The organism is Gammaproteobacteria bacterium (assembly GCA_013003425.1).
Classification (GTDB): domain Bacteria; phylum Pseudomonadota; class Gammaproteobacteria; order Steroidobacterales; family JABDKV01; genus JABDJB01.
Genome location: JABDJB010000068.1, coordinates 1 through 7,284 on the forward strand (window position 1 = coordinate 1; position 7,284 = coordinate 7,284).

At 59.5% G+C, this 7,284-nt stretch carries 6 protein-coding genes; 4 read left to right on the top strand and 2 right to left on the bottom strand.

The window, feature by feature from the left end:
- Window positions 1–233: 233 nt before the first annotated feature.
- A complete protein-coding gene (locus tag HKN06_10105) occupies window positions 234–1,520 on the bottom strand; it encodes an NAD-dependent malic enzyme (GenBank protein NNF61665.1) in 1,287 nt (428 codons plus the stop codon).
- A 143-nt stretch (window positions 1,521–1,663) separates the two neighbouring features.
- Between HKN06_10105 and HKN06_10110 the strand changes: the two genes are divergently transcribed.
- The 4 genes from HKN06_10110 to HKN06_10125 all read left to right on the top strand — a co-directional run bounded on the left by HKN06_10110 (window position 1,664) and on the right by HKN06_10125 (window position 7,030).
- A complete protein-coding gene (locus HKN06_10110; GenBank protein ID NNF61666.1) occupies window positions 1,664–2,860 on the top strand; it encodes an acyl-CoA dehydrogenase in 1,197 nt (398 codons plus the stop codon).
- A 153-nt stretch (window positions 2,861–3,013) separates the two neighbouring features.
- A complete protein-coding gene (locus HKN06_10115; GenBank protein ID NNF61667.1) occupies window positions 3,014–5,269 on the top strand; it encodes an MFS transporter in 2,256 nt (751 codons plus the stop codon).
- Between the two features lie 3 nt (window positions 5,270–5,272).
- Window positions 5,273–5,710 (top strand): VOC family protein, encoded by a 438-nt coding sequence (locus HKN06_10120; protein ID NNF61668.1) that lies wholly within the window; start codon window positions 5,273–5,275, stop codon window positions 5,708–5,710.
- Between the two features lie 57 nt (window positions 5,711–5,767).
- Window positions 5,768–7,030 (top strand): MATE family efflux transporter, encoded by a 1,263-nt coding sequence (locus HKN06_10125; protein NNF61669.1) that lies wholly within the window; start codon window positions 5,768–5,770, stop codon window positions 7,028–7,030.
- A gap of 136 nt (window positions 7,031–7,166) precedes the next feature.
- Here the strand turns inward: HKN06_10125 and HKN06_10130 are convergent.
- Window positions 7,167–7,284, bottom strand: a 118-nt coding sequence (locus HKN06_10130; protein NNF61670.1) for a hypothetical protein, incomplete at its 5' end; no start/stop codon positions are given.

The window sequence follows — 7,284 nt, forward strand, 5'->3', positions numbered from 1 at the left end:
AATCAGAATACCGCGACGTCTCAAACGGTTCGCGGCTAAAGCCGCTCCTACAAGAGGTTGCACCCGGATCTGATGCGGCGGGAGAGAAGACGGTGTTTCTTGGCAGCGACTGCGGTCCTCCGCCGGAGCTGACAAGGAATACCGTCTTTTAGGCCCGCTGCCAGACTCCGTCGCAGGCAGTCGCGGCTGGAAGCCGCTCCCACAGATCGCAGGCAGTCGCGGCTGAAGCCGCCCTATGCGACCGCTGCAACCGCCGCTGCAACCGCATCGTGCACCCGGCGGTTGAGCGGATCCGGAACCAGGTCGTGTTCACCGGCAAGGTTGGCCAGCGTGCGGGCGGCGGCTATCAGCATCGCATCGGTAAAACACTTTGCCCGTGCATCGAGCGCACCGCGAAACAGCCCGGGAAAACCCAACACGTTATTGATGCCCTTGCCGTCGGCAGCGAAAGCCGCGCCGGCATTCATCGCCGCCATCGGCTCAATCTCCGGGTCAGGGTTTGACAGCGCAAGGATAACCTGGCCCGGTCGCACCATTTCGCGACGAATCAGGCCTTTGACACCGGTGGTGGCCACCACGATGTCGGCCTTTGCCATGATCTGTTCGAGCGAAGACGCCTCGCCACCCATTGCAGTGAGCCGCTCCATCGCCTGCGGGTTGAGATCGGCGCCCATGACTTTTTTCATGCCGGCATGCTGCAACAGGCGCACTATGCCGATGCCGGCCGCGCCGAGACCAACCTGCCCGACGATACTGTCTTCCGGCCGTCGCCCGGCACGCGCGCAGGAATTGAGCAAGGCGGCCAGCGTAACGACCGCCGTGCCGTGCTGGTCATCATGCAGCACCGGTATTTCCAATTGTTCCACCAGCGCCTGCTCGATTTCGAAGCACTCCGGAGCAGCAATATCTTCAAGCTGTATGCCGCCAAAGCTCGGAGCAATTGCCGCCGTGACACGGATAACTTCCTGCGGGTCGGTGGTATCCAGCAAAATTGGCACGCCGGTTATATCGGAGAACGCTGCAAACAACGCCGCCTTGCCCTCCATTACCGGCAAACCGGCAACGGGACCGATATTTCCCAGGCCAAGTATTGCCGTGCCATTGGTGACAATGGCGACGGTGTGGCCCAGGTTGGTCCAGTCATAGGCGCGCGCCGGGTCATCCTGGATCGCCAGGCACACGCGCGCCACACCCGGTGTATAAATGTCGCGCAGCACCTGCTGGCTTTCGATGTTGACGCGCGACACCGTATGGATCTTGCCACCCGCGTGGCGGTTGAATACGCGATCGGACCGGCCCAGTACCTTTGCCGTTGGCAGCGCGTCGATCTTGTCGAACACACCGCGATCGGCTTCCGCATCCATCTCCAGCGTCACTTCCCAGACGCTCTTGCCGCCCTCGCGGTGCACCATGGTCAGGTGCTCGACCGTCAGGCCATACTCGCCAATCACCGTGAGAATCTGCCCCAGGTTGCCGGGCCGATGCTCCGATTCAATCAGCAAGATCTCAGGTATTTTCATAACCGGGCTCCCTCTGGCTGGCGGCCGTAGTGTACTCCCTGCCATCCCTGTATCGGCGGCTTTGACGATACTGAAACCGGGGTGCCGATGGTATGGCCAGTCGCGTATCATTGGCCGACTCGCCACCTCCCAGGAGCGCCGTGATGGCCACCGCAGCAGAAAACGTCAAAACCGGGCCGACCTCGCTGGATCCGCTGGATCTGTTCGATGTGCAAAGTGAACTGAGCGAAGAAGAGCAGCTCGTCAAGGACACCGTTGCACGCTTTGTCGATGAAAAGGCGCTGCCGGTCATTCCTGAGGCGTTCGAAAAGGGCCGCTTTCCTGCCGAACTGGTACCGGAGATCGCATCACTGGGGCTGCTCGGCAGTTCGATCGAAGGTTACGACTGCGCGGGACTCAATGCCGTTTGCTACGGATTGATCTGCCAGGAACTCGAACGTGGTGACAGCGGGCTGCGCAGTTTTGTATCAGTGCAATCCAGCCTGGTGATGTACCCGATTTACGCCTATGGCTCTGACGAGCAGAAACAGCGCTGGCTGCCGGCGCTCGCGAAGGGTGAGGCGATTGGCTGTTTCGGCCTGACCGAACCGCAGGGCGGGTCCGATCCGTCCAACATGCAGACACGTGCAAAACGCGACGGTGATGACTGGATTCTCAATGGCTCAAAAATGTGGATCACCAACGGCACCATTGCCGATGTTGCTGTTGTCTGGGCAAAGACTGAGGATGGCATACAGGGCTTCCTGGTTGAAAAAGACATGCCCGGTTTCGCCGCACCGGAAATCGAGCACAAGTTTTCTTTGCGCGCTTCGGTTACTTCATCACTGTTTTTCGACAACGTGCGTGTGCCGGACGCCAACCGGCTGCCAAAGGTACGCGGGCTCAAAGGCCCACTGGGCTGCCTGACACAGGCACGCTACGGTATTACCTGGGGCGCGATTGGCGCGGCGCAGGCCTGCCTGCAGGAACTGATCGATTACACCGGCACCCGCATCCTGTTCGACCGTCCCTTGTCACACACCCAGACGGCGCAACGGCGGCTGGCGGATATGGCACGACGCATTACGCTTGCACAGCTTTTGTCGTTGCGTCTTGGCCGGCTGAAAGATGCCGGACGCATGTCGCCGACTCAGGTGTCGCTGGCCAAATGGAACAACGTGCGCATGGCGCTGGATATTGCCCGTGACTGCCGTGATTTGCTTGGTGGCAGCGGAATCAGCGTGGAGTTTTGCCCGATCCGGCACATGCTAAACCTCGAGAGTGTCATCACCTACGAGGGGACTGAAACAGTGCACGAGCTGGTGATCGGGCGCGAGCTGACCGGGGTGAATGCTTTCTGAGCAGCTGGTACCACAGTTCGCACACGTTCTGCAGGAGGACTTCAACTGCGAACATGTCTCGCAGGAGCGGCTTTAGTCGCGAACATGTCTCGCAGGAGCGACCTTAGCCGCGAACATGTCTCGCAGGAGCGGCTTTAGCCGCGAACCGAAATTATGAGTAAACAAGGCCTCGCCAAAACCGCAACACGCGGCATCAATCGCGCCGAGATTGTCGACAGGAATTTCATCGATTTTCTCGACCAGTGGGACGAACCGTTCAATCCTGGCGACCCGTCGTTGTCCATCTCCGGAGATACCGAGTTCAGCGGAGCCCAGCTATTGCTGTTGTTCGACAGCATGATGAAATCGCGCCTGCTGGACATCACGGCTCGCGAAATGCGCGCGCGGAACGAAGGCTATTACACCATCGGCAGCTCCGGTCACGAGGCCAACGCAATAGTTGGCATGCAGACCCGCACTACTGACCCGGCTTTCCTGCACTATCGCAGCGGTGGCTTCATGCTGGCACGGTCCGCCCAGCTGCCGGACTGCGACCCGATCAACGATACGCTCCTTTCACTGGCCGCATCCCGTGAAGACCCGTCGTCCGGCGGGCGTCACAAGGTCTGGGGAAGCAAGCCCGGCTGGGTGCTGCCGCAGACTTCAACCATTGCCTCCCACTTGCCCAAAGCCGTCGGCACTGCCATCGCGCTGGCCCAGGCCAAGCGCATAGGTACCAAAATACCGGTACCTGCCGACAGCATCGTGATTTGTTCTTTTGGCGATGCCAGCATCAACCACAGCGCTGCGCAGGGTGCTTTCAACGCTGCACAGTGGACTGCGTACCAGAACCTGCCCGTGCCGATCCTGTTTGTGTGCGAGGACAATACACTCGGTATTTCGGTACGCACACCAGACGGCTGGATACGCGCCGCATTTAATAGCCGTGCCGGGCTTGCCTATCGCTATGCTGACGGACTCGACGTGGTCAGCTCCTGGGCGGCCGTGCAGGAGGCCATCGATGAATGTCGCGTTACCCGAATGCCGGTGTTCCTGCATCTGCGGGTATGCCGCCTGCTGGGCCATGCGGGCACCGATGTCGAAACCGAATATCGCTCGTTACAGGACATCGAAACTACGGAAGCGCGCGATCCGCTGCTGATGACTGCAGAAACAGTACTCGAAGCCGGGCTGATGGACTCAACAGCCATTCGCCGCCGCTATGAAGAACTACGGGATCGTGTGCGCCGCACCGCCGGCCGCATAACAAAGCGGCCGCGCCTGGAAACCCGCGAAGAAGTTGTCCGGCCGATGGCGCCATTCACGCCGAAACAGGTCGAAGCAGAGGCTGGTCGCAGCGACTACGACCGCAGTAGCGCCTTTGGCGGGCGAACGCTGCCAGAGGAAGCCGGGGCACGGCACCTCGCGATAAACATAAACCGGGCGCTGCATGACCTGATGGCCAAGTATCCGGAGATGACGCTGTTTGGCGAGGATGTCGCGCAGAAAGGCGGTGTTTACACGGTAACCACGGGCCTGCACAAAACTTTCAGCGGCAACCGGGTCCACAATACGCTTCTTGATGAGACCACGATTCTCGGCATGGCCCAGGGCGCGGGCTACATGGGTCTGCTGCCGTTTCCGGAAATCCAGTACCTTGCCTATCTGCATAATGCCGCCGACCAACTGCGTGGCGAAGCCTGCTCACTGCAGTTCTTTTCGAACAACCAGTTTTCCAACCCGATGGTGATCCGCATTGCATCGCTTGGCTACCAGAAAGGTTTTGGCGGGCATTTCCACAACGACAATTCGTTCGCGGCCCTGCGCGACATACCGTCGCTGATTATTGCCTGCCCGTCGCGTGGCGACGATGCGGCAATGATGCTGCGAACCTGCGCAGCCCTGGCCAGGGTCAATGGGCGGGTCAGCGCATTCCTGGAGCCTATTGCGCTGTACATGACAAAGGACCTGTACGAAGCGAAGGATGGCAAGTGGTGTTTTGATTACCCGGCGCCCGACTGCTTCATCCCGTTTGGCGAGGGCCGGGTCTACTTCCCGGCTGCCAAAGATCTGCTGATCATCACTTATGGCAACGGCGTGCCGATGTCGCTACGCGTCGCGGATCAATTACGACGGAGCAGCGGTGCGAACACCCGAATCCTCGACCTGCGCTGGCTCAAACCACTAAACCGCGAGCTGATCGCCGAACATGCCGGCCAGGTCGGTCGCGTGCTGGTAGTCGACGAAGGACGTCAGACCGGTGGTATTGCCGAGGAGATCTTTACCGCTATCGACGAACAGGTCGGCAGTGGGGTCGTCAAACGACGGGTAACCGGTGCCGACAGCTACATTCCATTGGCCGCGGCCGCCAACCTGGTTCTGGCCTCAGAAAAAGAAATAATGGACGCCGCCCGTCAACTACTGAGGTAAGTCATGACCATGCGCAACCCACCTGAGGGCTATCAGAAAGTCACGCCATACATCATCGTCAAGGGGCTCGACGAGGAACTCGGTTTTCTCGATACCGTATTCGGCACAGAGGTACAGGAGAAGATAGTCGACAAGAGTGGTGCGGCGAAGCACGCACAGCTCATGATCGGTGACTCGATGCTGATGCTGGGTGAATCGCCCGGCGATGATTATCCGCCGCAGCCCGCGAGCCTCTACATATATGTCGACGATTGCGATGCCGTACACAACAAGGCACTCGCGAATGGTGCAACCGAAATCATGCCGCCCGATGACATGTACTATGGCGACCGCCACGGCGGTATCGTCGACCCAGCGGGCATCATCTGGTGGATCGCAACGCACTTCGAGGACGTAAGTCACGAAGAACTGCAGCGGCGATCCGTCGCGCACTCGCAGTAGCTACTCTTGCCAAAAGCGCGCTATGACCACCGCGCGGTGTGGAACATTGCCGCGCCGCTGATTCTTTCCAATATCACCGTACCGCTACTGGGTATGGTCGATACTGCCGTAGTCGGTCATCTGGACAGCCCGCATTACATCGGTGCGGTCGCCGTTGGCGCAACCATTTTCAGCTTTATCTACACCGGGCTGAATTTCCTGCGCATGGGCACTACCGGGATTACCGCGCAGGCGCTGGGCGCAGACGACAACAGCGAATTACGCACTGTACTTGGCCAGGTACTCGGAATTGCACTGGCAATGGCGGCGTTGTTGCTTGTGTTTCAGTTGCCGATCGGGGCGCTTGCGCTTTGGCTGATAGCACCCAGTCCCGAGGTCACGGCACAAACGGAGCTGTACTACTCGATTCGTATCTGGAGCGCGCCAGCGGCGCTGGCCAATTTTGCACTGGTCGGCTGGTTCATCGGGCTCCATAACTCACGAGCCCCACTGCTCATGATGATCCTGGTCAACCTGGTCAACATTGGCCTGGATATCCTGTTGGTCGTTTACCTGGGTTACAAGACCGATGGTGTCGCCATTGCCTCAGTACTGGCAGAGTACTCGGGCCTCATGGTTGGCCTGCTGCTGGTCGCCCGCGAACTTCGTCTGCGCCCTGGCCAGTGGTTGCGCGAACGGCTGATAGACCGCACACGCATCAAACGCCTGTTTGCAGTCAACGCCAATCTGCTGATTCGGACAATGTCGCTGATGTTCGCCTTCGGTTTCCTTACCGCCATGGGCGCGCGGCAGGGTGACATCATTCTTGCCGCAAATGCCATTCTGCTCAATATGCAGTACTTTATGGCCAGCGCGCTGGATGGTTTTGCCAACGCCGCCGAAGCGATGGTCGGCCGTGCTATTGGCGCACAACACCGCGACAGCATTCGTAAGGCAATCAGACTGTCGATGTTCTGGTCGGTGCTGATTGCTGTTGTATTTATGGCCGCATGGGCTGCCGGCGGCCGTCCAATCATCTATTTACTTACGGACATCGAGGCTGTGCGCGCGACAGCGCTGCTATACCTGCCCTGGGTAATCATTTCGCCAATTGTCTCCACCTGGAGCTTTCTTTACGACGGTGTTTACGTTGGCGCGACGCTGGCGCGAGAGATGCGCAATACCATGCTGGCCTCCACATTCCTGGTGTTCGTGCCTGCCTTTTACCTGCTGCAACCTCTCGGCAACCACGGCCTGTGGCTGGCCTTCCTGCTGTTCATGGCTGCGCGTGGGCTCACCATGCACTTCCTGCTGCCGCGCAAGCTGGCCGCGCTGACATAGAACGTCGTCGTGCCGGCCCGGCCGGTTCGACTCCTTGTCGCAAGTAGTCGCGGCTGGAAGCCGCTCCCACGACGACCCATCGCAAATAAGTCGCGGCTCGCCGGCTTTTTTATTGCGGCACGCCCGACGCGCCGGGTTACGCGACGATCGGTGCGATGACGAGCGAGACGATCGCCATTACGTTGATGAGAATGTTCATCGACGGCCCCGACGTGTCCTTGAACGGATCACCAACAGTGTCGCCAACCACAGCA

Coding starts and splice junctions, on each gene's coding strand:
- HKN06_10110 (NNF61666.1), top strand. CDS start 1,664: ATGGCCACCGCAGCAGAAAACGTCAAAACCGGGCCGACCTCGCTGGAT.
- HKN06_10105 (NNF61665.1), bottom strand. CDS start 1,520: ATGAAAATACCTGAGATCTTGCTGATTGAATCGGAGCATCGGCCCGGC.
- HKN06_10115 (NNF61667.1), top strand. CDS start 3,014: ATGAGTAAACAAGGCCTCGCCAAAACCGCAACACGCGGCATCAATCGC.
- HKN06_10120 (NNF61668.1), top strand. CDS start 5,273: ATGACCATGCGCAACCCACCTGAGGGCTATCAGAAAGTCACGCCATAC.